Origin of the sequence: Streptomyces nojiriensis (assembly GCF_017639205.1) — a bacterium.
Taxonomy (GTDB): Bacteria; Actinomycetota; Actinomycetes; order Streptomycetales; family Streptomycetaceae; genus Streptomyces; species Streptomyces nojiriensis.
In genome coordinates this window covers 6,538,952-6,565,069 of record NZ_CP071139.1, presented here as the reverse complement: position 1 = coordinate 6,565,069, position 26,118 = coordinate 6,538,952, and the positions used below count along the sequence as shown (strand labels likewise).

The following is a 26,118-nucleotide window of genomic DNA, read 5'->3' as shown; positions in this document are numbered from 1 at the left end:
GACTACTTCGTCCCGGCGTCGGCCCCTGCCGCAAGTCCCCGTACAGCAAGATCCCCGGGGTGCGGCGCAGCACCCCGGGGATCCGGATTCAAGCCTTCCGCCCTAGGGCGGTCCCGTGTCAGCCCGCCTGGGGCTGGTCCTGGAGGGGGTCGGCCTTCGTATATTTCAGACGCTCCACCTGACCCGACTGGAAGTCGTCCTTGATCTCCTTGCCGTTCACGAAGAGCTTCACGGCCCCGGCGTCGCCGAGCACGAGGTCGACGGACTCCTTGTCCGTGAAGGTCTTGGACTCACCCTGCGTGAGGGTGCCGTCGAAGAGCAGCCGTCCGGTGGAGTCCTTCGCGGAGATCCAGCTCTCGCCCCTGTCGGCCGTCAGGACCACGGTGACGAGGTCCTTGGGCGCGGCGGCGATCGCGCTGTCCGAGGGCTCCGGCTTGGGCGCCTGCGGGGTCTGCTGGGGCTGGGCGACCGGCTTGGCGCCGGTCTGCTTGGGTGCGGGCTTGGGGGAGGCGGAACCTTCCGCCACCGGGCGCTTGTCCTTCTCGTCGCCACCGCTGAAGGCGGTGAAGCCCACGAAGCCGATCACGGCGACGATGGCGGCGACCATGGCCGCGGTCCAGTTGGGCCGCTGCCGCTCGGGGCGGATCCGCTCGGCCTCGAACATCGGCGCGGCGGGCGTGGGTGCCGGCCGGCCGCCGTGGGCCGCGTCGTAGCTCTCGACCAGGGGTGCCGGATCGAGGCCCACGGCGCGGGCGAGCGTACGGATGTGACCGCGGGCGTAGACGTCGCCGCCGCACCGCGTGAAGTCGTCCTCTTCGATCGCGTGCACGATCGGGATGCGCACACGGGTGGTGGAACTGACCTCGTCGACGGTGAGCCCGGCGGCGATCCGGGCCTTCTTGAGGGCCGTCCCGATGGACGGGCCTTCGACGGGACGTTCGACGATGCGGTCCTCGGACCGGTCGTCGGTCGAAGGCCGCTCTTCTTCGGGGGAGTTGGCGTTGCCGATGGACACGTGGGCGCCTTTCGAGCGTGTAGCCACCTGCTGGAAGTCCAGTCTAGGGGGGTGACGAAAGGGTGGAGCAACCGGAGGGTGCACTCCCTACGCCATCCGAATGGCGAAGGGAGGTCATGCTCGGGTGCGGCGGCCCGGCGCTGTGAGCGGGCTCGTGCGCCTACCGCCACCTCTCTTCAACTTGACGCGGACCCAAGGGAAACGGTTGCCCGCGATTTCATTACGGATGGGCCTCGCCTCGGATCACGGCGAGCACTCCGTCCAGGTCATCGGCCTTCAGCAGGACGTCGCGCGCCTTCGAGCCCTCGCTCGGGCCGACGATGCCCCGCGACTCCATGAGGTCCATGAGCCGCCCGGCCTTCGCGAAGCCCACCCGCAGCTTGCGCTGGAGCATCGAGGTGGACCCGAACTGCGTGGAGACCACCAGCTCCGCCGCCTGGCACAGCAGGTCCAGGTCGTCGCCGATGTCCTCGTCGATCTCCTTCTTCTGCTTCTGCCCGACGGTGACGTCGTCCCGGAAGACGGGCGCCATCTGGTCCTTGCAGTGCTGGACGATCCCGGCGATCTCGTCCTCGGTGACGAAGGCGCCCTGGAGGCGGACCGGCTTGTTCGCGCCCATCGGCAGGAACAGCCCGTCGCCCTTGCCGATCAGCTTCTCGGCGCCCGGCTGGTCGAGGATGACCCGGCTGTCGGCGAGCGAGGAGGTGGCGAAGGCCAGCCGCGAGGGCACGTTCGCCTTGATCAGGCCGGTGACCACGTCCACCGAGGGCCGCTGGGTGGCGAGCACCAGGTGGATGCCGGCCGCGCGGGCCAGCTGGGTGATGCGGACGATCGAGTCCTCGACGTCGCGCGGGGCCACCATCATCAGGTCGGCGAGCTCGTCGACGATCACCAGCAGGTACGGGTACGGGCTGAGCTCCCGCTCGCTGCCCGGCGGCAGTTTGATCTTGCCGTCCCGGATGGCCCGGTTGAAGTCGTCGATGTGCCGGTAGCCGAAGGCGGCCAGGTCGTCGTAGCGCAGGTCCATCTCGCGCACGACCCACTGGAGCGCCTCGGCGGCCCGCTTGGGGTTGGTGATGATCGGCGTGATCAGGTGCGGGATGCCCTCGTACGCCGTCAGCTCGACCCGCTTGGGGTCCACGAGGACCATCCGGACGTCCTCCGGGGTGGCCCGGACCATGACGGAGGTGATCAGGCAGTTGATGCAGGAGGACTTGCCGGAGCCGGTGGCGCCGGCGACCAGCACGTGCGGCATCTTGGCGAGGTTGGCCATGACGTAGCCGCCCTCGACGTCCTTGCCGAGCGCGACCAGCATCGGATGGTCGTCCTCGGCCGCGTCCGCGAGGCGCAGCACGTCACCGAGGTTGACCATCTCGCGGTCGGTGTTCGGGATCTCGATGCCGACCGCGGACTTGCCCGGGATCGGGCTGATGATCCGGACGTCCGGCGAGGCCACGGCGTAGGCGATGTTCTTGGTCAGGGCGGTGATCCGCTCGACCTTGACCGCGGCGCCCAGGGTGACCTCGTACCGCGTGACGGTCGGGCCCCGGGTGAAGCCGGTGACGTCCGCGTCGACCTTGAACTCGGTGAACACGTTGCGCAGCGAGGCGACCACCGCGTCGTTGGCGGCGCTGCGGGTCTTGCCGGGCCCGCCCTTCTCCAGCAGGTCGAGCGAGGGCAGCGCGTACGTGATGTCCCCGCGCAGCTGGAGCTGCTCGGCGCGCGGCGGCAGGGCCTGGGTCTGCGGCGGGGCCTTGGTGAGGTCGGGCACCGACAGCGTCCCGGAGGCCGCGGCGGTGGTGGCGTGCGGCCGCCCGGCGGCAGGGTCGGAGGCGCTCTCGGAGGTGGTGTCCGGTACGGGGCGCTCCGCGCGGGCGGTCGGCACCGGAGCGGTGACCTCCACGCCCTCCCGCTCGGCGGTGATCCCCTGCGTGAGGTCGGCGACGAGCGGGGAGGGCGGCATTCCGCCGTAGACCACCCCGTCCAGCGCGGCGGCGGCCGCCGCGGCCACGTCGACGGCGTCCATCTCCCGCTCCATGGCGGGCCGGGCCGGGGTCCTGCGCGGCCTGCGCCGCCGGGCGAGCGCCTCCTCCTCGGCCTCGTCCACCGGGTCGCCGGAGCCCTCGCCGGCTCCGCCACGGGCCCGCCACTGCTCCGGGTCGTGCCGCTCGCCGGCGTCGGCCGCGTCCTCGCCGTAGCCCTCGTCGTACTCGTTCGGGGCGATGATCCCGAGCCGGATGCCGAGCCTGCGCAGCCGCTGCGGGATCGCGTTGACCGGGGTCGCCGTGACCACGAGCAGCCCGAAGATCGTGAGCAGCACCAGCATCGGCACGGCCAGCGGCGCGCCCATGGTGAAGATCAGCGGCTTGGAGGCGCCCCAGCCGATGAGCCCGCCCGCGTTCTGCATCGCGGTGGTGCCCTCGTCCCGGCCGGGCGCCCCGCAGGCGATGTGGACCAGGCCCAGGACCCCGATGACGAGGGCGGACAGCCCGATGCCGATGCGGCCGTTGGCATCGGTCTGCTCGGGATGGCGGATGAAACGCACGGCCATGACGCCGAGGAGGATCGGCACGAGCAGGTCAAGCCGTCCGAAGAGGCCGGTGATCAGCATCGTGACCAGGTCCCCGACGGGACCGCTCAGGTTCGACCAGGTACCGGCGGCGACGATCAGCGCGAGGGCGAGCAGCAGCAGCGCCACCCCGTCCTTGCGGTGCGCGGGGTCGAGGTTCCTGGCCCCCTGGCCGATCCCGCGGAAGACGGCGCCGACCGCGTGCGCGCAGCCCAGCCAGACGGCGCGTACCAGGCGCACCACGCCCCCGGTCGGGGAGGGCGCGGGCTTGGGCGCGGCCTTCTTGACCGGGGCGCGCCTGGCGGCCGCGGTCTTCTTCGCCGGAGGCTTGCGCGCGGGCGCGGCCTTCTTGGCCGGCGCCGTCGTACGGCCGGTGCGGCCCTTCGCGGTGCCCGCGGTGCTCTGGGAACCCTTACCGGACGTACGTGACATGGGCCCGAGGTTACCGGTGCGCGCGCCGGTGGACACGCGTGCCCACCCCTTCACCCGTTCGTGTCGTCAGCTCCGTAGGCGCTTTGACACACCGCCAGTCCCGACCCGCGCACGGTCAGTTCTGCGCGGGCAGGACCGAGGCCCCTCCGGCGGTCCCGGGCTCCAGCGCGTCGAGCGCCCTCCGCAGCCCGGTGAGTTTGCGTTCCAGGTGGGCCGCGGTCGCCACCACGCCGGCGTCGGCCGAGTCCTCGCCGAGCTGCTTGGTCAGCGCCTCGGCCTGCTCCTCGACCGCCGCGAGCCGGGCGGAGAGCTCGGCCAGCAGTCCGGCCGTCTCCTTGCCCGCGTCCACGCCGTTGGAGCTGCCGCCCTCCAGCTGCAGCCGGAGCAGGGCCGCCTGTTCCCGCAGTTGGCAGTTTTTCGTGTACAGCTCCACGAAGACCGAGACCTTCGCCCGCAGCACCCACGGGTCGAAGGGCTTGGAGATGTAGTCGACCGCACCCGCCGCGTAGCCGCGGAACGTGTGGTGCGGACCGTGGTTGATCGCGGTGAGGAAGATGATCGGGATGTCCCGGGTCCGTTCGCGCCGCTTGATGTGCGCGGCCGTTTCGAATCCGTCCATGCCCGGCATCTGGACATCCAGCAGGATGACCGCGAAATCGTCCGTCAGCAGCGCTTTGAGCGCTTCCTCTCCCGACGACGCCCGGACCAGTGTCTGATCGAGCGCGGAGAGGATGGCCTCCAGCGCCAGCAGATTCTCCGGCCGGTCGTCGACCAGGAGGATCTTGGCCTTCTGCACCATGCCCTGTCCTCCTCGCCCCGGCATGGGGCCTCCCCGGCTCCGGGCCCCGGTCCGTGCGCCGGACCCCGCCCCAGAGGACGGCATCCTTGCGCCGTCCGTCCTTGTGCCGGTCATCGTAGCCCCAGTCCTGAGATCGCCACACCCTGTCACCAAGATGTCACTGTGCACGAAGCGGAAACGCGGTGGGAGAGCAGATGGTTCCCCGTTCACCGCCCTCCCACACCGTCCCGGGCGGGGTGCGTCGGCGATCGGTGTCCATCCGCTCTCCCGGCGATCACTTGCCGCGCATCCACTGCTCCATCACCGACAGCAGGTAGTCGGGATCGACCGGCTTGGTGACGTAGTCGGAAGCACCGGAATCGATCGCCTTCTCCCGGTCCCCCTTCATCGCCTTCGCCGTCAGCGCGATGATCGGCAGTCCGGCGAACTGCGGCATCCGCCGGATCGCCGAGGTCGTCGCGTACCCGTCCATCTCGGGCATCATGATGTCCATCAGTACGACCGTCACATCGTCGTGCTGCTCCAGGACTTCGATGCCCTCCCGTCCGTTCTCCGCGTACAGCACGGCCAGTCCGTGCTGCTCCAGCACGCTGGTGAGCGCGAAGACGTTGCGTACGTCGTCGTCGACGATGAGCACCTTCTCGCCGTGGAAGTCGTACGTCCGCGGCACCACCGGGAGTTCGTCCTGTGCGCTGCCCCAGCCGTCCTCGGCCCCCACCACGTTCGGCTGGCCCGGCACCGCCGTACGCGGCTCCAGATCGCTCGCCGCCTTGCGCCGCCGCCGGAACAGCGCGGCCCCGCCGCCCTGCCCCGGCCCGGCCGGCTCGGCCGCCGACAGCGCCGGCCGCACCGGCTGCGCCTGCACCGAAGGCATGGCCCCCGGCCCGGCCTGGGTGCCCGGCAGCACCGGCCGGCCCCCGTCCGGCGACCTGCGGTACAACTCGCCGCGGGCGCCGCCGGGCGTCGGCGGCGCGTACCCCTGCGGAGGCAGTTCGCTCGGGTGCAGCGGCAGGTACAGCGTGAAGGTGGACCCGCGGCCCGGCTCGCTGGCCGCGTGGATCTCCCCGCCCAGCAGCCGGGCGATCTCCCGGCTGATGGACAGCCCCAGCCCGGTGCCGCCGTACTTGCGGCTCGTCGTCCCGTCCGCCTGCTTGAACGCCTCGAAGATCACCAGCATCTTGCTCGCGGCGATCCCGATCCCGGTGTCGGTGACCGAGAAGGCGATCAGGTCCGCGTCCGCCTCCCGCAGCGAACCGGCCTCCAGCAGTTGCTCGCGGATCGCGGCGGGCACATCGGCGCCGGCCGGCCGGATCACCAGCTCCACCGCCCCGGTGTCGGTGAACTTCACCGCGTTGGACAGCAGGTTGCGCAGCACCTGGAGCAGCCGCTGCTCGTCGGTGTGCAGCGTGGCGGGCAGCTCCGGGGAGACCCGTACCGAGAAGTCCAGGCCCTTCTCCGCGGTCAGCGGCCGGAAGGTCGCCTCCACGTAGTCCACGAGCTGGACCAGCGCGATCCGGGTCGGCGAGACGTCCATCTTCCCGGCCTCGACCTTCGACAGGTCGAGGATGTCGTTGATCAGCTGCAGCAGGTCCGAACCCGCGCCGTGGATGGTCTCGGCGAACTCCACCTGCTTCGGCGAGAGGTTCCCCTCCGCGTTGTCGGCGAGCAGCTTGGCCAGGATCAGCAGCGAGTTGAGCGGGGTCCGCAGCTCGTGCGACATGTTCGCCAGGAACTCGGACTTGTAGCGCATCGAGACCGCGAGCTGCTCGGCACGCTCCTCCAGGACCTGCCGGGCCTCCTCGATCTCGGTGTTCTTCACCTCGATGTCCCGGTTCTGCTGGGCCAGCAGCTCGGCCTTCTCCTCCAGCTCCGCATTGGCGGCCTGCAGGGCCTTCTGCCGGTTCTCCAGCTCGTCGGAGCGCTCGCGCAGCTGCTCGGTCATCTCCTGCGACTGCTTCAGCAGCATCTCCGTCTTGGAGTTGACGCTGATGGTGTTGACGCTCGTACCGATCATCTCGGCGATCTGGCTGAGGAAGTCCTTCTGGATCTGCGTGAAGGGCGTGAAGGAGGCCAGCTCGATGACGCCGAGCACCTTCCCCTCGAAGAGCACCGGCAGCACGATCACGTGCGCCGGCGGCGCCTCGCCCAGGCCCGAGGAGATCTTCAGGTAGCCCGGCGGGGTGTTCTCGACGAGGATCATCCGCTTCTCCTCGGCGACCGCCCCGATCAGCCCCTCCCCCGGCCGGAACGAGATGGGCATCTGACCGCCCGCGTACGCGTAACTCCCCCGCATCCGCAGCTCGTACGAGCCGTCCGCGCCCCCGTCCGTCCCGATCTCGGTGGTACCGCCGGCCGGCAGCGCCAGGAAGAAGGCACCGTGCTGCGCGGAGACCACCGGGGTCAGCTCGCTCATGATCAGCGAGGCGACGTCGTCGAGCTCCCGGCGGCCCTGCATCAGGGCCGAGATACGGGCGAGGTTGCCCTTGAGCCAGTCCTGCTCCTTGTTGGCCAAGGTGGTGTCGCGCAGGTTCGCGATCATCGTGTTGATGTTGTCCTGGAGGACCTGGATCTCGCCCGCCGCGTCCACGTCGATCTTCAGGTTGAGGTCGCCGCGGGTCACCGCGGTGGCCACGGCCGCGATCGCGCGCACCTGCCGGGTGAGGTTCCCGGCCATCTCGTTCACGGACTCCGTCAGGTCCCGCCAGGTGCCGTCGACGTCCCGGACCCGGGCCTGACCGCCCAGGATGCCCTCGGTACCCACTTCGCGGGCCACCCGCGTCACCTGGTCGGCGAAGGAGGACAGCTGGTCGACCATCGTGTTGATGGTGGTCTTGAGCTCCAGGATCTCACCGCGGGCATCGATGTCGATCTTCTTGGTCATGTCGCCCTTGGCGATGGCGGTCGTGACCATGGCGATCTGCCGCACCTGACCGGTGAGGTTGGAGGCCATGAAGTTCACCGAGTCGGTGAGGTCCTTCCACGTCCCCGAGACTCCCGGCACGTGCGCCTGACCGCCCAGGCGGCCCTCCGTACCCACCTCGCGGGCCACCCGGGTCACCTCGTCCGCGAACGAGGACAGGGTCTTCACCATCGTGTTGACGGTGTCGGCGAGCTGCGCGACCTCGCCGCGCGCCTCCACCGTGACCTTCTTCGTCAGGTCGCCGTTGGCGACCGCCGCCGAGACCTGCGAGATGTTGCGCACCTGCGAGGTCAGGTTGTTGGCCATCAGGTTGACGTTGTCGGTCAGGTCCTTCCAGATGCCCGTCACCCCGCGCACCCGGGCCTGACCGCCGAGGATGCCCTCGGAGCCCACCTCGCGGGCCACCCGCGTCACCTGCTCAGCGAACGACGACAGCTGGTCCACCATCGTGTTCACGGTGGTGACCAGCTCGAGGATCTCGCCCTTGGCGTCGACGGTGATCTTCTTGGAGAGGTCGCCCATGGCCACCGCAGTGGTCACCTCGGCGATGTTGCGCACCTGGGACGTCAGGTTGTTCGCCATGAAGTTGACGGACTGGGTGAGGTCCTTCCAGGTACCGGAGACCCCCTTCACCTCCGCCTGACCGCCGAGGATGCCCTCGGTGCCCACCTCGCGGGCCACCCGCGTCACCTGCTCGGCGAAGTTCGACAGCTGGTCGACCATCGTGTTGAGGGTGTTCTTCAGCTCCAGGATCTCGCCCCGCGCGTCCACGTCGATCTTCTGCGACAGGTCACCGCGGGCCACCGCCGTCGCGACCTGCGCGATGTTGCGGACCTGCGAGGTCAGGTTCCCGGCCATGCCGTTCACGGAGTCCGTCAGGTCACGCCATACGCCGGCCACCCCGGGCACCTGCGCCTGACCGCCCAGGCGACCCTCGGTACCCACGTCGCGGGCCACCCGGGTCACCTGCTCGGCGAAGGCCGAGAGCTGGTCGACCATCGTGTTGATGGTGTTCTTCAGCTCCAGGATCTCGCCCCGCGCGTCCACGTCGATCTTCTGCGACAGGTCGCCCCGCGCCACCGCCGTCGTCACCTGGGCGATCTGGCGCACCTGCGAGGTCAGGTTCCCGGCCATGAAGTTGACGGAGTCGGTGAGCTCCTTCCAGGTGCCGGACACCCCCTCCACCCGGGCCTGACCGCCGAGGCGGCCCTCCGTACCCACGTCCCGCGCCATCCGCGTGACCTGGTCGGCGAAGGAGGACAGCTGGTCCACCATCGTGTTCACGGTGTTCTTCAGCTGGAGCATCTCGCCGGAGACGTCCACGGTGACCTTCTGCGACAGGTCGCCGTTGGCCACCGCCGTCGTCACCTGGGCGATGTTGCGCACCTGCCCGGTCAGGTTGCGGAAGGCGGTGTTCACCGAGTCGGTGAGGTCCTTCCACGTCCCCGCCGCCCCCGGCACCTGCGCCTGACCGCCCAGCTCACCCTCGACGCCGACCTCACGGGCCACACGCGTCACTTCGGCGCCGAAGGACGACAGCTGGTCCACCATCGTGTTGACGGTGTTCTTCAGCTCCAGCATCTCGCCGGCCACGTCGACCGTGACCTTCTGCGACAGGTCGCCGTTCGCCACCGCCGTCGTCACCTGCGCGATGTCCCGCACCTGGGTGGTGAGGTTGCGGAAGACCGTGTTCACCGAGTCGGTGAGGTCCTTCCACGTCCCCGCCGCCCCCGGCACCTGCGCCTGGCCGCCGAGCAGGCCCTTGGCCCCGACCTCGCTCGCCACACGCGTGACCTCGTCCGCGAAGGTGCGCAGCGTCTCGGTCATCTGATTGATCGTTTCGGCCAGCTGCGCCACCTCGCCGCGCGCGCTGACCCGTACCTTCTGCGACAGGTCGCCGTTCGCGACCGCCGTCGTCACCTGCGCGATCCCGCGCACCTGGGCCGTCAGGTTCCCGGCCATGGTGTTGACCGAGTCGGTCAGGTCCTTCCACACGCCCGCGACCCCGGGCACCTTCGCCTGGCCGCCCAGCTCGCCCTCCGTACCCACCTCGCGGGCGACGCGGGTCACCTCGGAGGAGAAGGACGACAGCTGGTCCACCATCGTGTTCACGGTGTTCTTCAGCTGGAGCATCTCGCCGGCCACGTGCACGGTGACCTTGCGCGACAGATCGCCCTTGGCGACCGCCGTCGTGACGAGAGCGATGTCACGCACCTGGGCGGTGAGCCGGTACGCCATCGTGTTGACGGAGTCGGTCAGATCCTTCCAGGATCCCGACATCCCGCGCACCTGGGCCTGACCACCGAGCTTGCCCTCGGTGCCGACCTCCAGCGCCACGCGCGTCACCTCGTCGGTGAACGCCGACAGCTGGTCGACCAGGTTGTTGACCGTGCGCCCGACCTTCAGGAACTCCCCGCGCAGCGGATGCCCGGCCCCCTCGGCCGCCTGCGTCCGCAGATCCATCCGCTGGTCCAGATCGCCCTCGGCCACCGCCGACAGCACCCGGCCCACCTCGGACACCGGCCGGGCCAGATCGTCCACCAACTGGTTCGAGGCGTCGATCGCGGCCGCCCACGAGCCCTCACAGGCGCCCGTTTCCAGCCGTTCGCTCAGCTTGCCCTCGCGGCCCACCATCCGCCGCACCCGGGACAGCTCCCCGGTCAGGTGGAGATTGCGGTCGGCGACCTCGTTGTAGACGGCGGCGATCTCCGCCATCACGCCCTCGCCCGACACCGTCAGCCGCTTGCGGAAATTCCCGTCCCGCATCGACACCAGGGCCGTGAGCAGCCGGTTCAGAGCGGCGGTGTCGACCTCCGTCGTGCCACTGCGCCGGGAACGTCCGCCCTTCGGCCTCGTTCCCGTACGCCGTACCGCTGCGCCAGACTCCACCGTGTCCCTCCCGAAAGGGTCGACCACTTCTCCACCGGACGCCTGACTCGTCACGAGCCGGCTCTGCAAGCCCGCCCAGTGTTTCACCCTGGCCGAACCCGGCCATAACACTTCGGCACCATCGCACACCCGCCGTACCCTGCGGGTGGAATCCCCGACGACGGCACCATGCCGCCCGTGAAGGTAAGTAACCTGGCACCCGATGTCCAACCGCGTCGAAGGAGATTCGTGATCACGGCACGGGCGGCTGCCAGCTTCGATCCCCTCGGGCGCTCGGTCGCCGCCGCCCGCGGGTTCGTCCGCGACACCCTGCACGGCTGGGGCTTCGCGGACATCGTCGACGACGCGGTGGTCCTCACCAGCGAGCTCGTCACCAACGCCGTGGTCCACGCCGGCACCCGGGCCGAGGTCCTGTGCCTGCGCGCCGACGGCGGCGTACGGGTCGAGGTCGCCGACCGGTACCCGGAGCGCGAGCTCCCGCTCCAGCACCCCGGCGAGCGCCCCTACGCCGACCCCGACCGCGAGAACGGCCGCGGCCTGATGCTGTGCGCCGCCCTCGCCACCCGCTGGGGCGTCGAGTACACGGCCACCCACAAGCACGTCTGGTTCCGCCTCGACCTGCCAGACCGGCCGGTCGGTACCCGCTCCGCGGGCCCCGTCGTCCCCGACCAGCTGCTGCCCCTGGCCGACAGCCGGGTCCGCGTCGCCGTCCTCCAGATCGACTCGGACGACGCGATCTCCGCCTGGAACGAGGACGCCGAGCACATCTTCGGCCACCCCGCCGAGAAGGCGCTCGGCCGCCCGCTCGCCGAACTCGCCGCCTGGCCGCAGACCCCCGGCACCGGCACCGGCATCGCCGAGGCCCTGCGCCTGTCCCGCTGGGAGGGCAGCTACGGCGTCCGCGGCGCCGACGGCCGCGTCATCCCCGTCTTCGCCTCCCACCTGCGGGTCCGCGACGCCCACGGCGAACCGTCGATCGTCTGCCTCCTCGTCCACGACGACGAGCGCGCCCTCCTCCAGACCCCGGTACGGGTCCCCACCTCCGACAGCGGCCACTTCACCGACCCCCGCCCCACGGACCCCTTCGAGGTCTTCATCGGCTCCCCCGCCCCCGACGACCTCGACGGGCTCCTCCAGCGCACCGTGGAGCGCGCCCGCGACCTGCTCGACGCCGATTCCGCCTTCCTGCTGCTGGCCACCGACGACGAGACCGAGCTGGAGGTCCGCGCCACCACCGGCCTGCCCTCCACCCGCCAGCGCTTCGCCCGCGTCCCCGTCGAGGCCGGCACCAACCGCTACGGCTCCGCCCGCATGCCCGCCGTCCACGACGACCTCCTCGCCTCCCCCGGAGCCGTCCCGCTCCTGGAGGCCACCGGCATGCGCTCCGCCGTCACCGTCCCCCTCAAGGTGGAGGGCCGCCTCACCGGCTCACTCGGCGTCGCCGCCGAAACCCCCGGCCGCTACTCCAACGAAGAGGCCCTGCACCTCCAGTTCGCCGCCGACCGCATCGCCCTCGCCGTCGAATCCGCCCGCCTCGGCGAGCTGGAGCGCCTGCGCCGCGGTTCCCTCTCCTTCCTCGTCGAGGCCTCCGACCTGCTGGCCGGCACCCTCGACCGGGACCAGACCCTGGCCCTCATGGCCCAGATGACCGTCCCGACCCTGGCCACCTGGTGCGCCGTCTACACGATCGCCGACCAGTCCTCCGACCCGTACCTCTCCTACGTCCTGCACGAGGACGAGGAGCGCATCGACGGCCTCAAGGACCTCCTGTCCCGGCTCAGTCCGCCCGAACCGGTCCGCGAGGCCGGCGCCCGCCCGTGGTCCGAGGCGACCTCCGCGGTCGGCGGCGAGACCGTGGTCCTGCCCCTCCTCGCCCGCAACCGTGTGATCGGCATGCTCACCCTCGGCAAGCCGCGCGAGGAACACTTCCGCCAAGAGATCCTCGAACTCGCCGAGGACCTCTCCCGCCGCGCCGCCCTGGCCCTCGACAACGCCCGGCTGTACTCGGAGCGCACCGCGATCAGCCGCTCCCTCCAGCGCAGCCTGCTCCCGCCCGGCTCCCCCGCGATCCCCGGCATGGAGGTCGAGGTCATCTACCGCGCGGCCGGCGAGGGCAACGAGGTCGGCGGCGACTTCTACGACGTCTTCCCGATCCGCGACGGCGCGTACGGCTTCGCCATCGGCGACGTCTGCGGCACCGGCCCGGAGGCCGCCGCCGTCACGGGCCTCGCCCGGCACGCCCTGCGCCTGCTCGCCCGCGAGGGCCTCGGCGGCCCGGCGGTCCTCGAACGCCTCAACGCGGCCATCCTCGACGAGGGCGCCCGCAGCCGCTTCCTCACCCTCCTCTACGGCGAGCTCCACCCCCAGCCCGACGGCGGCGCCCTGATGAAGGTCGTCTGCGCGGGCCACCCGCTCCCGCTGCGCCTGCGCCCGAACGGCCAGGTCGACGCCGCCGCGGACCCGCAGCCGCTGCTGGGCGTGATCGACGACCTGGACCTCTACGAACAGACCCTGACCCTCGACCCCGGCGACGTGCTGCTCTGCGTCACCGACGGCGTGACCGAACGCCGCGAGGGCACCCGCATGCTGGGCGACGACGGCCTCACCGAGGTCCTCACCACATGTACGGGCCTCACCGCGGGCGCGGTCGCCTCCCGCGTCCTGCGCGCGGTGGAACGCTTCGCCGCAGAACCCGCGTCGGACGACATGGCGATCCTCGCCTTCCGCGTCCCGGAACAGCGCACCGGCGAATAGTCGGCGACCGGCTCCGCCGGCTCCCCCGGCTCCCCCGGCTCCGCGAAGAACCTGGGCCCGGCATGCGCCGAGCCCAGGTTCAAGGGGGGACGGATCCGTCGACGTGGCCGGCCATCACCCCGGACCGACGGAAGCGACCTGGCGGGTGGCGGAACGCAGTGCGAAGGCCATCACCAGCTCGAACACGCCCAGCAGGACGAGCCAGAGTCCCAGCAGCCGGGTCAGGGCCACGGCGGAGTCGACCGGGAAGCAGAGCACGACGATTCCGGCGACGGCACCGAGGGCACCCAGGCCGAACTGCAGACCCCGGTGCACGAGCGTGCGGTCGGCGATCGCGGTGAACGCCGCGAGCACTCCGGACAGCAACCAGAACACGCCGATGATCAAGCTCAGAGCGCCGATCGTCTGCATCGGATGACGCAGCACGAGGACGCCCGCCAGGAACGCGAGCATGGCGATCAGAACGGCCGCCAGCCTGCTGCCGCCGTCGCGGCTGTGCGAAAAGGCGGTGACGAACCGGAAAGCGCCCGCCACCAGGAGCTGCAGGCCGATGATGACGGCCAGGATGTGAAGCGTCTCGTCGGGCCAGACGAGCACCAGGATGCCGGGGATCAGGGTCGCGAGGGCGAAGCCCAGCGCCCAGTGCCACGTGCTCCCGATGTGCTTGAGGACGTCCTCGGGATCGCCCTGCGTGTGCTGTGGCGCCGCTGCGTCGGGGGGTACGGTCATCACCGCCTCCTGGGCCAGCCGAGCGGCCCTTGGGGGCACCTCGAAGCCGCCGGACGTACCTTATCTACCCTTCACATCCATGGTAGGCAGCTCTGCTACGCCCCGCCCCTCCGGCGGGAGCGGCGCGCCAGGAGCAGGTCCGCGCCGGAAAACAAAAAAGGCCCCCGCCAATTGGCGGGGGCCTTTTTCAGTGGAGCCCTTTAACGGAATCGAACCGTTGACCTTCTCCTTACCATGGAGACGCTCTACCGACTGAGCTAAAAGGGCGGGTTGTTCGGCGGCGTCCTACTCTCCCACAGGGTCCCCCCTGCAGTACCATCGGCGCTGAAAGGCTTAGCTTCCGGGTTCGGAATGTAACCGGGCGTTTCCCTAACGCTATGACCACCGAAACACTATGAAATTTGAACATGCTGGTGTTGACACAGCCGTTCGTTATTTCAGAACTAACACAGTGGACGCGAGCAACTGAGGACAAGCCCTCGGCCTATTAGTACCAGTCAGCTTCACCCGTTACCGGGCTTCCACATCTGGCCTATCAACCCAGTCGTCTACTGGGAGCCTTACCCTCTCAAGGAGGTGGGAATACTCATCTTGAAGCAGGCTTCCCGCTTAGATGCTTTCAGCGGTTATCCCTCCCGAACGTAGCCAACCAGCCATGCCCTTGGCAGGACAACTGGCACACCAGAGGTTCGTCCGTCCCGGTCCTCTCGTACTAGGGACAGCCCTTCTCAATATTCCTACGCGCACAGCGGATAGGGACCGAACTGTCTCACGACGTTCTAAACCCAGCTCGCGTACCGCTTTAATGGGCGAACAGCCCAACCCTTGGGACCGACTCCAGCCCCAGGATGCGACGAGCCGACATCGAGGTGCCAAACCATCCCGTCGATATGGACTCTTGGGGAAGATCAGCCTGTTATCCCCGGGGTACCTTTTATCCGTTGAGCGACGGCGCTTCCACAAGCCACCGCCGGATCACTAGTCCCGACTTTCGTCCCTGCTCGACCCGTCGGTCTCACAGTCAAGCTCCCTTGTGCACTTACACTCAACACCTGATTGCCAACCAGGCTGAGGGAACCTTTGGGCGCCTCCGTTACCCTTTGGGAGGCAACCGCCCCAGTTAAACTACCCATCAGACACTGTCCCTGATCCGGATCACGGACCGAGGTTAGACATCCAGCACGACCAGAGTGGTATTTCAACGGCGACTCCACAACCACTGGCGTGGCTGCTTCAAAGTCTCCCACCTATCCTACACAAGCCGAACCGAACACCAATATCAAACTGTAGTAAAGGTCCCGGGGTCTTTCCGTCCTGCTGCGCGAAACGAGCATCTTTACTCGTAGTGCAATTTCACCGGGCCTATGGTTGAGACAGTCGAGAAGTCGTTACGCCATTCGTGCAGGTCGGAACTTACCCGACAAGGAATTTCGCTACCTTAGGATGGTTATAGTTACCACCGCCGTTTACTGGCGCTTAAGTTCTCAGCTTCGCAACCCCGAAAGGTCACTAACCGGTCCCCTTAACGTTCCAGCACCGGGCAGGCGTCAGTCCGTATACATCGCCTTACGGCTTCGCACGGACCTGTGTTTTTAGTAAACAGTCGCTTCTCGCTGGTCTCTGCGGCCACCCCCAGCTCACGGAGCAAGTCCGATCACCAGTGATGGCCCCCCTTCTCCCGAAGTTACGGGGGCATTTTGCCGAGTTCCTTAACCATAGTTCACCCGAACGCCTCGGTATTCTCTACCTGACCACCTGAGTCGGTTTAGGGTACGGGCCGCCATGAAACTCGCTAGAGGCTTTTCTCGACAGCATAGGATCATCCACTTCACCACAATCGGCTCGGCATCAGGTCTCAGCCTTAATGAGGGACGGATTTGCCTACCCCTCGGCCTACACCCTTACCCCGGGACTACCACCGCCCGGGCTGGACTACCTTCCTGCGTCACCCCATCGCTTACCTACTACAAGTCTGGTTCGTCGGCTCCACCACTTTCCTTTCCCCGAAGGGTCCGGAACGGCTTCACGGACTTAGCATCGCCTGATTCGATATTGGGCGTTTCAAAGCGGGTACCGGAATATCAACCGGTTGTCCATCGACTACGCCTGTCGGCCTCGCCTTAGGTCCCGACTTACCCTGGGCAGATCAGCTTGACCCAGGAACCCTTAGTCAATCGGCGCACACGTTTCTCACGTGTGTATCGCTACTCATGCCTGCATTCTCACTCGTGAACCGTCCACAACTAGCTTCCGCTGCTGCTTCACCCGGCACACGACGCTCCCCTACCCATCACAGCAGGCGTTGGCCCTATTGCTGCAATGACACGACTTCGGCGGTACGCTTGAGCCCCGCTACATTGTCGGCGCGGAATCACTTGACCAGTGAGCTATTACGCACTCTTTCAAGGGTGGCTGCTTCTAAGCCAACCTCCTGGTTGTCTCTGCGACTCCACATCCTTTCCCACTTAGCGTACGCTTAGGGGCCTTAGTCGATGCTCTGGGCTGTTTCCCTCTCGACCATGGAGCTTATCCCCCACAGTCTCACTGCCGTGCTCTCACTTACCGGCATTCGGAGTTTGGCTAAGGTCAGTAACCCGGTAGGGCCCATCGCCTATCCAGTGCTCTACCTCCGGCAAGAAACACACGACGCTGCACCTAAATGCATTTCGGGGAGAACCAGCTATCACGGAGTTTGATTGGCCTTTCACCCCTAACCACAGGTCATCCCCCAGGTTTTCAACCCTGGTGGGTTCGGTCCTCCACGAAGTCTTACCTCCGCTTCAACCTGCCCATGGCTAGATCACTCCGCTTCGGGTCTAGAGCGTGCAACTCAATCGCCCTATTCGGACTCGCTTTCGCTACGGCTTCCCCACACGGGTTAACCTCGCTACACACCGCTAACTCGCAGGCTCATTCTTCAAAAGGCACGCAGTCACGACTGTATGTGCAAGCACATACAGCGACGCTCCCACGGCTTGTAGGCACACGGTTTCAGGTACTATTTCACTCCGCTCCCGCGGTACTTTTCACCATTCCCTCACGGTACTATCCGCTATCGGTCACCAGGGAATATTTAGGCTTAGCGGGTGGTCCCGCCAGATTCACACGGGATTTCTCGGGCCCCGTGCTACTTGGGAGATGAGCAAGCAAGCCGCTGATGTTTCGTCTACGGGGGTCTTACCCTCTACGCCGGACCTTTCGCATGTCCTTCGACTACATCAACGGTTTCTGACTCGCCGACCGGCCGGCAGACCGATCAAGCTCATTCCCACAACCCCGCATGCGCAACCCCTGCCGGGTATCACACGCATACGGTTTGGCCTCATCCGGTTTCGCTCGCCACTACTCCCGGAATCACGGTTGTTTTCTCTTCCTGAGGGTACTGAGATGTTTCACTTCCCCTCGTTCCCTCCACACTGCCTATGTGTTCAGCAGTGGGTGACAGCCCATGACGACTGCCGGGTTTCCCCATTCGGACACCCCCGGATCAAAGCTCAGTTGGCAGCTCCCCGGGGCCTATCGCGGCCTCTCACGTCCTTCATCGGTTCCTGGTGCCAAGGCATCCACCGTGCGCCCTTAAAAACTTGGCCACAGATGCTCGCGTCCACTGTGTAGTTCTCAAACAACGACCAGCCACCCATCACCCCACCAGACAAGCTGGCGAGTTCACTGGGGCCGGCACTGAAGATCTCAACCTTACGGCCGTACCTTCAGGACCCAACAACGTGCCAAGCATCTCCGTTCGTCCGTCTCCTCTTTCCACGCCGAAGCAGTACTCGAGAACCATCAGACCGAAGATGCCAACTAATCAACGTTCCACCCATGAGCTGACCGTGCAGAACGTTTGTCTGCAATCGGTACTGTGCTCCTTAGAAAGGAGGTGATCCAGCCGCACCTTCCGGTACGGCTACCTTGTTACGACTTCGTCCCAATCGCCAGTCCCACCTTCGACAGCTCCCTCCCTTACGGGTTGGGCCACCGGCTTCGGGTGTTACCGACTTTCGTGACGTGACGGGCGGTGTGTACAAGGCCCGGGAACGTATTCACCGCAGCAATGCTGATCTGCGATTACTAGCGACTCCGACTTCATGGGGTCGAGTTGCAGACCCCAATCCGAACTGAGACCGGCTTTTTGAGATTCGCTCCACCTCACGGTATCGCAGCTCATTGTACCGGCCATTGTAGCACGTGTGCAGCCCAAGACATAAGGGGCATGATGACTTGACGTCGTCCCCACCTTCCTCCGAGTTGACCCCGGCGGTCTCCTGTGAGTCCCCATCACCCCGAAGGGCATGCTGGCAACACAGGACAAGGGTTGCGCTCGTTGCGGGACTTAACCCAACATCTCACGACACGAGCTGACGACAGCCATGCACCACCTGTATACCGACCACAAGGGGGGCACTATCTCTAATGCTTTCCGGTATATGTCAAGCCTTGGTAAGGTTCTTCGCGTTGCGTCGAATTAAGCCACATGCTCCGCCGCTTGTGCGGGCCCCCGTCAATTCCTTTGAGTTTTAGCCTTGCGGCCGTACTCCCCAGGCGGGGAACTTAATGCGTTAGCTGCGGCACCGACGACGTGGAATGTCGCCAACACCTAGTTCCCAACGTTTACGGCGTGGACTACCAGGGTATCTAATCCTGTTCGCTCCCCACGCTTTCGCTCCTCAGCGTCAGTAATGGCCCAGAGATCCGCCTTCGCCACCGGTGTTCCTCCTGATATCTGCGCATTTCACCGCTACACCAGGAATTCCGATCTCCCCTACCACACTCTAGCTAGCCCGTATCGAATGCAGACCCGAGGTTAAGCCTCGGGCTTTCACATCCGACGTGACAAGCCGCCTACGAGCTCTTTACGCCCAATAATTCCGGACAACGCTTGCGCCCTACGTATTACCGCGGCTGCTGGCACGTAGTTAGCCGGCGCTTCTTCTGCAGGTACCGTCACTTTCGCTTCTTCCCTGCTGAAAGAGGTTTACAACCCGAAGGCCGTCATCCCTCACGCGGCGTCGCTGCATCAGGCTTTCGCCCATTGTGCAATATTCCCCACTGCTGCCTCCCGTAGGAGTCTGGGCCGTGTCTCAGTCCCAGTGTGGCCGGTCGCCCTCTCAGGCCGGCTACCCGTCGTCGCCTTGGTGGGCCATTACCCCACCAACAAGCTGATAGGCCGCGGGCTCATCCTTCACCGCCGGAGCTTTCAACCCCCGCCCATGCAGGCAGGAGTGGTATCCGGTATTAGACCCCGTTTCCAGGGCTTGTCCCAGAGTGAAGGGCAGATTGCCCACGTGTTACTCACCCGTTCGCCACTAATCCACCCCGAAGGGCTTCATCGTTCGACTTGCATGTGTTAAGCACGCCGCCAGCGTTCGTCCTGAGCCAGGATCAAACTCTCCATGAATGTTTACCCGTAATCGGGTGCACACGCACGAAAGAGCGGGCCAGTCTTGGTCGGAATAAGACCGACTGACCACAACGTCCTCGCTGTGTTTGGTTGCCTGCCAGTGCCCGAAGGCCCGACAGGTCTTTTTCAAAGGAACCTCATCCACCGAAGTGGACGGGGTATCAACTTCTGGCGTTGATTTTTGGCACGCTGTTGAGTTCTCAAGGAACGGACGCTTCCTTTGTACTCACCCCCGCGACATCCGCTGGGGCTTTCCTCCGGGCTTTCGTTCTGTTCTTGCGTTTCCGACTCTATCAGACTCTTTCGTGTCCGACTTCCTCGGCGCTTTCCAGGTTTTCGCTTTCGCGCTTTCCCTTTCCGGCGGTTCCAACCTTACCAGAACATTTCCGCGCCGTTTCCGGGTGGGATTTGAATTGGTGGCCGTTGGAGAGGCCTTTCCCTTTCGGGCGGATCAGACTTTATCAGGTCTCCCTGGGTCTTGATTCCCACCCGCCCGCATGGCTCGTCCGGACACACGTGTGTGCCGGGGTGCCGTGCGAGGTGGAGACGTAAACGTACTGGAGCGGGGCCCCCGGATGCAAATCCGGTTGCCCCGCTCCCGTTCGGTCGCTACGGCGAGGGTCAGACCTCGACGACGACCGGCAGGATCATCGGGCGGCGGCGGTAGCCGTCCGAGACCCACTTGCCCATCGTGCGGCGGATGAGCTGCTGGATCTGGTGCGGCTCGGCGACACCGTCGGCTGCGGCGCGGGCGATGGCTTCCTCGATCTTCGGGATGACCGAGGAGAAGGCCGAGTCGTCGATGCCGGAGCCGCGGGCCTGGATGTTCGGGCCGCTGACGACCTTGCCCGTGCTGCTGTCCACCACGACGTAGACCGAGATGATGCCCTCGTCGCCGAGGATCTTGCGGTCCTTGAGGTGGACTTCCGTGACGTCGCCGACCGAGAGGCCGTCCACGTACACGTAGCCGGCCTGGACCTTTCCGGAGATCCGGGCCTTGCCGTCGATCAGGTCGACGACCACGCCGTCCTCGGCGATGACGATGCGGTCCTTCGGGACGCCCGTCATGGCACCGAGCTCGGCGTTGGCGCGCAGGTGGCGCCATTCGCCGTGGACCGGCATCAGGTTCCGCGGCTTGCAGATGTTGTAGAAGTACAGCAGCTCGCCGGCCGAGGCGTGGCCCGAGACGTGCACCTTGGCGTTGCCCTTGTGCACGACGTTGGCGCCCCAGCGGGTCAGGCCGTTGATCACGCGGTAGACCGCGTTCTCGTTGCCCGGGATCAGGGACGACGCCAGGATCACGGTGTCACCGGGGACGATCCGGATCTGGTGGTCGCGGTTGGCCATCCGGGAGAGGGCCGCCATCGGCTCGCCCTGCGAACCCGTGCAGACCAGCACGACCTCGTCGTCCGGCAGGTCGTCGAGGGTCTTGACGTCGACGACGAGACCGGCCGGTACCTTCAGGTAGCCCAGGTCACGGGCGATGCCCATGTTGCGGACCATCGAGCGGCCGACGAAGGCGACCCGGCGGCCGTACTCGTGGGCGGCGTCGAGGATCTGCTGGATGCGGTGCACGTGGCTGGCGAAGGACGCCACGATGATCCGCTTCTGGGCGCCCGCGAAGACCCCGCGGATCGCGTTGGAGATGTCGCGCTCCGGCGGGACGAAGCCCGGGACCTCGGCGTTCGTGGAGTCGGAGAGGAGGAGGTCGATGCCCTCTTCACTCAGACGCGCGAAGGCGTGCAGGTCGGTGAGGCGCTTGTCCAGCGGGAGCTGGTCCATCTTGAAGTCGCCGGTGGCGACGACCATGCCGGCGCCGGTGCGGATGGCCACGGCCAGGGCGTCCGGGATGGAGTGGTTGACCGCGATGAACTCGCAGTCGAAGGGGCCGAGGTTCTCGCGCTCGCCTTCCTTCACCTCGAGGGTGTAGGGGCGGATGCGGTGCTCCTGGAGCTTCGCCTCGATGAGGGCCAGCGTCAGCTTGGAGCCGATCAGCGGGATGTCCGCCTTCTCCCGGAGGAGGTAGGGGACGGCGCCGATGTGGTCCTCGTGTCCGTGCGTGAGGACGATGCCGTCGATGTCGTCGAGGCGGTCCCTGATGGACGAGAAGTCCGGCAGGATCAGGTCGATGCCCGGCTGCTCCTCTTCGGGGAAGAGGACGCCGCAGTCGACGATCAGCAGACGGCCGTCGTACTCGAAGACGGTCATGTTGCGGCCGATCTCGCCGAGACCACCCAGGGGGGTGACCCTGAGGCCGCCCTTGGGCAGCTTCGGCGGCGGACCGAGTTCCGGATGCGGATGGCTCAAAAGTGTCTCCTCACCACGCACGCCACGTACCCCGGAAGGCACGTGGCGCGCATGTCATTCGTGCACTTGCTGTTGTCTGTTCTGTATGTGGTTGTTCGTTCGTATTCAGTTGTGAAGTCTGTTGTCAGATGTCAGAGCTGTACCCCGCCGGCGGCAAGATCGATCTTGAGCTGGGCCGTCTCTTCGGCGGTCAGCTCGATCAACGGGAGCCGCAGCGGGCCCGCGGGCAGGCCCTGCAGGTTCAGCGCGCCCTTGGTGGTCATCACACCCTGGGTACGGAACATACCGGTGAAGATCGGGAGCAGCTTCTGGTGGATCTCGGTCGCCTTCTGGACGTCTCCGCCCAGGTGGGCCTCCAGCATGGCGCGCAGCTCGGGGGTGACCACGTGGCTGACCACGGAGACGAATCCGACCGCGCCGACCGACAGGAGCGGCAGGTTCAGCATGTCATCGCCCGAGTACCAGGCCAGGCCGCTCTGCGCGATGGCCCAGCTTGCCCGGCCGAGGTCGCCCTTGGCGTCCTTGTTGGCAACGATACGGGGGTGCTCGGCCAGCCGGACCAGGGTTTCGGTGTCGATCGGGACACCGCTGCGGCCGGGGATGTCGTAGAGCATGACCGGCAGCTCGGTGGCGTCCGCGATCGCCGTGAAGTGCCGGAAGAGGCCTTCCTGCGGCGGCTTGCTGTAGTACGGGGTGACGGCGAGCAGGCCGTGTGCGCCGGTGCGCTCGGCCTGGCGGGCCAGCTCGAGGGTGTGGCGGGTGTCGTTGGTACCGATGCCGGCGACCACGTGGGCGCGGTCTCCGACGGCTTCGAGTACGGCTCGTACGAGGTCGTTTTTCTCCGCGTCGGTGGTGGTCGGCGACTCACCGGTGGTGCCGTTGATGATCAGGCCGTCGTTGCCTGCGTCCACCAGGTGGACGGCGAGCCGCTGCGCGCCGTCGAGGTCGAGTACGCCATCCGCCGTAAACGGCGTGATCATGGCGGTGAGGACCCGCCCGAAGGGGGTCTGCGGAGTCGAGATCGGAGCCATGGGTAACACGCTACTCGCTGCCATGCTCGCGGTGTCCCCTCGGGGGACGTCAACGGGGTGTTGGACGCCGGCACTGCCTGCTCGGGGGTTCAGGCAGTGCCGGGTCCGTTTGATCAGCCTAGATGAACTTTACGAAACGTCGCAATACGGACACTTAGGACTTGACGCCGTACATCTGTACGCCGCGGGTGTACCGGCCCTTACGGGGCAACGCGCCCGTTGCCGTTGTAGGCCGCGTACGTCAGCGGCATGAGCTTCGCCCAGTGCTGCTCCATCTTCTCGCCGACCATCTCGATCTCCCGCTGCGGGAAGGACGGGACCGCCGCGAGCTCGTGCTGCGTACGCAGACCGAGGAAGTGCATCAGCGAGCGCGCGTTGCAGGTGGCGTACATCGAGGAGAAAAGACCGACCGGCAGGACCGAACGGGCGACCTCCCGGGCCACGCCCGCGGCGAGCATCTCGCGGTAGGCCTCGTAGGCCTGGACGTAGGAGTCCTCCATGACGCGGCCGGTCAGTTCCTGCTGCGCCTGGGTGCCCTCGACGAAGACGTACTTGCCCGGGCGGCCCTCCTGGACCAGCTTGCGCTCGGCGTCCGGGACGTAGAAGACCGGTTCGAGCTCCCTGTAGCGGCCCGACTCTTCGTTGTACGACCAGCCCACGCGGTGGCGCATGAACTCGCGGAAGACGAAGATCGGGGCGCTGATGAAGAAGGTCATCGAGTTGTGCTCGAACGGGCTGCCGTGGCGGTCGCGCATCAGGTAGTTGATGAGGCCCTTGGAGCGCTCCGGGTCCTTCTGCAGCTCCTCCAGCGACTGCTCGCCGGCCGTGGAGACGCGAGCGGCCCACAGTACGTCGGAGTCGGCGGCGGAGTGCTTCACCAGCTCCACCGTCACGTCGCTGCGGAAGCTGGGTTTCAGATCTGAAGCGGCGGTTTCGCTCACCGGGGGTCCTTCCAAACGTGCGTCCTGGGGCGCGCCCACTCTACGGCGCCCCTCGCACGGCCTGCGCAGACGCACACGGCCCGGGGTCCGTGTGGGGCGCCGTACAGCTGACGCACAGCCATGAATTTTTCCTAATGTCCCGAAATCCGGCACCGTTTGACGGGCCCGTACGTCCTAACCAGCAGAACGCACGCCCTTCCACCCCGAGGAGATTCACTCCGATGTTCCTCCGGCGCGAACCCGTCCCGTTCGCCTTCGTCTCCGAGGCCGACCGTTTCCGAAGCAACGTCACTCCCCCGCCGCGCGAGCGCCTGGGCAGGACGCAGTTGATCGCCCGTACCCTGGTCGGACTGACCGTGGTTGCGGGGCTCGCCGGCTCACTGCTCCTCGGCATGCCCGCACTACAGCCGAGCAAGGCGCCGGAGAAGTCGCAGCAGTCGGAGGCGTCCCAGGGGCGGTAGCCTCACGGGCACAGCCCAACCGAACGTGCATGTGAGTGAGGTCCAGCCGTGCCCCTGCCCTTCTTGACGGCCGACGGCGTATCCGATGTGGATGACGACGGCGACGGCGACGAGATCCTGGCCCATGCCGACCAGGACCGCTGGCGCCGGCCCTACCGGCCCGGCCCCTGGCGCGTGGGCATCGGCGCGCTGCTGCTCCTGCTGTCGGCCTTCATGCTGCTGGCCACGATGATCGTCGCCTTCGCGGGCGGCTGGGGCGGAGCCCTCGTCTGCCTGATCGCCGCCCTCGCGGTCGTCGGGTCGGCGGTGCAGACCCTGCGCGTCGGCGTCTGGGTGAGCCCTGCGGGACTGCGCCGGGTCGGGTTCTTCGTCACCCGCACCACCTCGTGGAGCGAGATCGGCGAGCTCCGTACCGTGCAGCAGCCGGTGCGCTGGCTCGGGCTGCCGAGGACCGTGCAGGGTCAGGCGCTGACGATGGGCGCGCCGGACGGCGCGGAGGCGCCGGTGCTGCTGACGGACCACAACGCCGACTTCCTGTCGCGGACCGAGGCCTTCGACCGGGCCGCCGACACGGTGGGCGCCTGGGCCGACGAGTACCGGCCGGTGGCCGCCTGACCGGCGCGCACCGCCCCCGGAAGCCCGTACAGGTCAGACCTGTACGGGCTTCTTGTCGTGCAGGGCGATCGCCCGCTGCATCGCCTTGCGCGCTCGCGGGGTGTCCCGGGCGTCGTGGTAGGCGACGGCGAGCCGGAACCAGCTGCGCCAGTCCCCCGGCGCGTCCTCGGTCTCGGCCTTGCGGCGCGCGAAGACCTCGTCGGCGGAGTCCCGCAGGATCCGCCCGTACGTGTCCCGTTCCAGTTCGTCAACGGGCAGCCCGCCCTCGGCCTCCAGCTCGGTCGCGAGGTGGTTGGCCCGCGTGACGAACCGGGTGTTCTGCCAGAGGAACCAGACACCGATGACCGGCAGGATCAGCACGGCCACCCCGAAGGTGACCGTGAGCAGGGTCCCGTGCTCGATCAGCATCAGGCCCCGGCTGCCGACCAGGACGAAGTAGACCACCAGGACGGCGGCCGTGAGGAAGTAGGTGATCTTCGCGCGCATCGTGAAATCAGTCCGTCAGCCCAGGTCGAGGAAGTGTTCCAGGCCGAAGGTGAGGCCCGGGGTCTGCGCCACTCGGCGCACGCCGAGCAGGATGCCCGGCATGAAGCTGCTGTGGTGCAGGGAATCGTGACGGATGGTCAGGGTCTCGCCCTCGCCGCCGAGGAGCACCTCCTGGTGGGCCAGCAGGCCGCGCAGGCGGACTGCGTGCACCGGGACGCCGTCGACGTCCGCACCGCGCGCGCCGTCGAGGGCGGTGGCGGTGGCGTCGGGCTGGGCGCCGAGGCCGGCCTCGGCACGGGCGGCCGCGATGAGCTGCGCCGTACGGGTCGCCGTGCCGGAGGGGGCGTCGACCTTGTTGGGGTGGTGCAGCTCGACGACCTCGACGGACTCGAAGTAGCGGGCGGCCTGGGCGGCGAACTTCATGGTGAGGACGGCGCCGATGGAGAAGTTCGGGGCGATGAGCACACCGGTCTCCGGCGAACCGTCGAGCCAGGTGCCCAGCTGCGCGAGGCGGTCCTCGGTCCAGCCGGTGGTACCGACCACGCCGTGGATGCCGTGACGGATGAGGAAGTCCAGGTTCCCCATCACCGATGCCGGGGTGGTCAGCTCGACCGCGACCTGGGCGCCGGCCTCGGCCAGCGTCTCCAGCTTGTCGCCGCGGCCGAGCGCCGCGACCAGTTCCATGTCCTCGGCGGCCTCGACCGCCTTGACGGCCTCGGCCCCGATGCGGCCCTGGGCCCCGAGGACTGCCACGCGCAGCTTGCTCATG

Annotated in this window: 13 protein-coding genes, 1 tRNA gene and 3 rRNA genes; 3 read left to right on the top strand and 14 right to left on the bottom strand. The window is 67.3% G+C overall.

Going from position 1 to position 26,118, the window contains the following annotated elements:
* Window positions 1-118: 118 nt before the first annotated feature.
* The 4 genes from JYK04_RS30605 to JYK04_RS30590 form a co-directional block, all read right to left on the bottom strand.
* Window positions 119-1,015 (bottom strand): helix-turn-helix domain-containing protein, encoded by an 897-nt coding sequence (locus JYK04_RS30605; protein ID WP_189738685.1) that lies wholly within the window; start codon window positions 1,013-1,015, stop codon window positions 119-121.
* Between the two features lie 220 nt (window positions 1,016-1,235).
* Window positions 1,236-4,016, bottom strand: a complete 2,781-nt coding sequence (locus tag JYK04_RS30600) for an FtsK/SpoIIIE family DNA translocase (protein WP_189738682.1) — start codon at window positions 4,014-4,016, stop codon at window positions 1,236-1,238.
* 115 nt (window positions 4,017-4,131) lie between these two features.
* Entirely contained in the window at window positions 4,132-4,815 is a 684-nt protein-coding gene (locus tag JYK04_RS30595) for a response regulator (RefSeq protein WP_189738679.1), read from the bottom strand.
* Between the two features lie 274 nt (window positions 4,816-5,089).
* Complete coding sequence (locus JYK04_RS30590) at window positions 5,090-10,624, bottom strand: HAMP domain-containing protein (RefSeq protein WP_189738676.1); 5,535 nt, start codon at window positions 10,622-10,624, stop codon at window positions 5,090-5,092.
* A 168-nt stretch (window positions 10,625-10,792) separates the two neighbouring features.
* On the opposite strand from JYK04_RS30590, the gene JYK04_RS30585 reads away from it, so the two are divergent.
* Entirely contained in the window at window positions 10,793-13,378 is a 2,586-nt protein-coding gene (locus JYK04_RS30585) for a SpoIIE family protein phosphatase (RefSeq protein WP_229875440.1), read from the top strand.
* 114 nt (window positions 13,379-13,492) lie between these two features.
* On the opposite strand, the gene JYK04_RS30580 is transcribed toward JYK04_RS30585, so the two are convergent.
* From JYK04_RS30580 to thyX, 8 genes are all read right to left on the bottom strand, one after another.
* Window positions 13,493-14,107 carry an HdeD family acid-resistance protein gene (locus tag JYK04_RS30580; protein WP_189738669.1) on the bottom strand — a complete coding sequence of 205 codons (615 nt, stop codon included), beginning with the start codon at window positions 14,105-14,107 and terminating at the stop codon, window positions 13,493-13,495.
* 191 nt (window positions 14,108-14,298) lie between these two features.
* A tRNA-Thr gene (locus JYK04_RS30575) sits at window positions 14,299-14,374 on the bottom strand.
* 5 nt (window positions 14,375-14,379) lie between these two features.
* Window positions 14,380-14,496: ribosomal RNA gene (rrf, locus tag JYK04_RS30570) — 5S ribosomal RNA — on the bottom strand.
* A gap of 78 nt (window positions 14,497-14,574) precedes the next feature.
* Window positions 14,575-17,697: ribosomal RNA gene (locus JYK04_RS30565) — 23S ribosomal RNA — on the bottom strand.
* 283 nt (window positions 17,698-17,980) lie between these two features.
* Window positions 17,981-19,505 (bottom strand): 16S ribosomal RNA (locus JYK04_RS30560).
* Together the 16S, 23S and 5S rRNA genes with 1 tRNA gene alongside form the textbook arrangement of a ribosomal RNA operon.
* Window positions 19,506-20,129: 624 nt before the next feature.
* Window positions 20,130-21,815 carry a ribonuclease J gene (locus JYK04_RS30555; protein ID WP_189745751.1) on the bottom strand — a complete coding sequence of 562 codons (1,686 nt, stop codon included), beginning with the start codon at window positions 21,813-21,815 and terminating at the stop codon, window positions 20,130-20,132.
* A 131-nt stretch (window positions 21,816-21,946) separates the two neighbouring features.
* Window positions 21,947-22,846 carry a 4-hydroxy-tetrahydrodipicolinate synthase gene (dapA, locus tag JYK04_RS30550; RefSeq protein ID WP_189745749.1) on the bottom strand — a complete coding sequence of 300 codons (900 nt, stop codon included), beginning with the start codon at window positions 22,844-22,846 and terminating at the stop codon, window positions 21,947-21,949.
* A 200-nt stretch (window positions 22,847-23,046) separates the two neighbouring features.
* On the bottom strand, window positions 23,047-23,787 hold the full coding sequence (thyX, locus tag JYK04_RS30545; protein WP_030011069.1) for an FAD-dependent thymidylate synthase: 741 nt from the start codon (window positions 23,785-23,787) through the stop codon (window positions 23,047-23,049).
* Window positions 23,788-24,008: 221 nt separating this feature from the next.
* Between thyX and JYK04_RS30540 the strand changes: the two genes are divergently transcribed.
* Both JYK04_RS30540 and JYK04_RS30535 read left to right on the top strand, forming a co-directional pair.
* The gene (locus tag JYK04_RS30540) at window positions 24,009-24,248 is read left to right on the top strand and encodes a hypothetical protein (RefSeq protein WP_030011068.1); all 240 of its coding nucleotides are present in this window, start codon (window positions 24,009-24,011) and stop codon (window positions 24,246-24,248) included.
* A 48-nt stretch (window positions 24,249-24,296) separates the two neighbouring features.
* Window positions 24,297-24,863 (top strand): hypothetical protein, encoded by a 567-nt coding sequence (locus JYK04_RS30535; RefSeq protein ID WP_189745747.1) that lies wholly within the window; start codon window positions 24,297-24,299, stop codon window positions 24,861-24,863.
* 33 nt (window positions 24,864-24,896) lie between these two features.
* On the opposite strand, the gene JYK04_RS30530 is transcribed toward JYK04_RS30535, so the two are convergent.
* Complete coding sequence (locus JYK04_RS30530; protein WP_189745745.1) at window positions 24,897-25,349, bottom strand: tetratricopeptide repeat protein; 453 nt, start codon at window positions 25,347-25,349, stop codon at window positions 24,897-24,899.
* A gap of 15 nt (window positions 25,350-25,364) precedes the next feature.
* On the bottom strand, window positions 25,365-26,117 hold the full coding sequence (gene dapB / locus JYK04_RS30525) for a 4-hydroxy-tetrahydrodipicolinate reductase (protein WP_189745743.1): 753 nt from the start codon (window positions 26,115-26,117) through the stop codon (window positions 25,365-25,367).
* Between the last annotated feature and the right edge of the window lies 1 nt (window position 26,118).

Coding starts and splice junctions, on each gene's coding strand:
- JYK04_RS30585 (WP_229875440.1), top strand. CDS start 10,793: ATGCCGCCCGTGAAGGTAAGTAACCTGGCACCCGATGTCCAACCGCGT.
- dapA (WP_189745749.1), bottom strand. CDS start 22,846: ATGGCTCCGATCTCGACTCCGCAGACCCCCTTCGGGCGGGTCCTCACC.
- JYK04_RS30595 (WP_189738679.1), bottom strand. CDS start 4,815: ATGGTGCAGAAGGCCAAGATCCTCCTGGTCGACGACCGGCCGGAGAAT.
- dapB (WP_189745743.1), bottom strand. CDS start 26,117: ATGAGCAAGCTGCGCGTGGCAGTCCTCGGGGCCCAGGGCCGCATCGGG.
- JYK04_RS30600 (WP_189738682.1), bottom strand. CDS start 4,016: ATGTCACGTACGTCCGGTAAGGGTTCCCAGAGCACCGCGGGCACCGCG.
- JYK04_RS30530 (WP_189745745.1), bottom strand. CDS start 25,349: ATGCGCGCGAAGATCACCTACTTCCTCACGGCCGCCGTCCTGGTGGTC.
- JYK04_RS30540 (WP_030011068.1), top strand. CDS start 24,009: ATGTTCCTCCGGCGCGAACCCGTCCCGTTCGCCTTCGTCTCCGAGGCC.
- JYK04_RS30580 (WP_189738669.1), bottom strand. CDS start 14,107: ATGACCGTACCCCCCGACGCAGCGGCGCCACAGCACACGCAGGGCGAT.